Here is a 1644-nt window from a genome sequence, read left to right on the forward strand (position 1 = left end):
CGACCTCGTCGACCGGGTGCGCTGGCAGCTGGAATCCCTGGCCGCGCAGTCCGCGAAGGAGCCGGTCGACGAGGCGCGGGCGTTCGGCGGCATCGTGGCGGTGCGGATCGTCCCCGCGGCCGTGGACGATGCCGCGCACCACCAGCCGGGGCTCTTCGGCTCCGGCACGGATGAACGTCTGCACCATGCGGTCTCGCGCGTGCAGACCATGCTGGGCCATCAGGGCGTGGTCACCGCCGCCGTCGCCGGTGGTCGCTGGCTCGCGGATCGCCAGGTGCTCACCCCGTGGGGAGAGCGCACCGTCCCGCCCCGCGACCCCGGCTCCCCGTGGCCGGGGAGCCTTCCCGACCCCCTGCCGGCCGAGGTCTTCCGACCGCCGAGACCCATCGGCGTGGTCGCTGCGGACGAGAGCACCATCAGCGTCGATGAGCGGGGTTCGCTCTCGAACGACCCCGCCCGCATCGACGGATCCGCCGTGCAGGCCTGGGCAGGACCCTGGCCCGTGCACGAACGACGCTGGGCGCCAGGGGGCGGGAAGCGGGGACACCGGCTCCAGATCGTCGACGACGACGACCGTGCGTGGTTGGTGTTCTGCACCGGCGAGCGCTGGTGGGCCGAGGGGAGGTACCGCTGATGGGCTGGCACAATCCGCCGCTGTCCTGGAACGATCTGGAGCGCACCCTCAGCGGCGAGGAGTCGCGCCCCCCGGTCGCCGAGCCCCGAGGGCAGCGGAGGGATCCGGGACCGGTGAGCCGCCGACGCAAGCGCACTCCCCCCGTCGCCGTCCCCCGCCCCGCGGACGCGGTCCCCTACGCCGAGCTGCACGCTCATTCGTCGTACTCGTTCCTCGACGGGGCGTCGTCCCCCGAAGACCTCCTCGCCGAGGCCGAGCGACTCGGCCTGACCGCTCTCGCCCTCACCGACCACGACGGCTTCTACGGAGCCGCGCGCTTCGCCGAGGTGGCCGATCTCATGGAGAGCCCGCTGCAGACGGTGTTCGGGGCAGAGCTGTCGCTCGACCTGCCGGCGCCGCAACGGGGTTCCGCGGATCCCGCAGGCGAGCACCTGCTGGTCCTCGCCCGAGGCATGGAGGGATACCACCGACTCTCGGGGGCGATCACTTCTGCGCAGCTGCGGGGAGGTGAGAAGGGGCGCCCGGTCTACGACCTGGACGATCTCGTGGCACGCGCGGACGGGCACTGGACGATCCTGACCGGATGTCGGAAGGGCGCCGTGCGTCGCGGACTCGAAGCGGGGGACGCGGGCACGCCGCTGGGGTCGCTCGTCGACCTGTTCGGAAGCGACAACGTCGTCGTCGAGCTCTTCGATCACGGCGACCCCCTCGACACTCGACGCAACGACGCTCTCGCCGACCTGGCGCGTCGGATGCGGCTGCCGGTGGTCGCGACCAACAACGTGCACTACGCCACACCGGCACAGGCGCCGCTCGCCGAGGCCGTGGCCGCGGTCCGCGCGGTGCGCAGCATGGACGAGCTCGACGGCTGGCTGCCCGCGCACGGAGGGGCGCATCTGCGCAGCGGTGCGGAGATGGCGGCGCGCTTCCAGCGGCACCCCGGGGCGATCTCGTACGGGCTCGAGCTGGCCGCGACCTCGGCCTTCCCGCTTCGCCTGGCTCGACCGGCC

General features: G+C 73.1%; 1 protein-coding gene and 1 pseudogene. Both read left to right on the top strand.

Going from position 1 to position 1644, the window contains the following annotated elements; genetic code table 11:
- Positions 1-634, top strand: a pseudogene (locus DSP71_RS22940) (DNA polymerase Y family protein); the annotation flags it as partial.
- Positions 634-1644: PHP domain-containing protein (locus DSP71_RS22945; protein ID WP_258546214.1), on the top strand; the 1011-nt coding region annotated here is incomplete at its 3' end. The pseudogene DSP71_RS22940 and the gene DSP71_RS22945, both read left to right, overlap by 1 nt.

The sequence above is a fragment of the Microbacterium sp. H6 genome, assembly GCF_003314775.1.
Classification (GTDB): Bacteria; Actinomycetota; Actinomycetes; order Actinomycetales; family Microbacteriaceae; genus Microbacterium; species Microbacterium oxydans.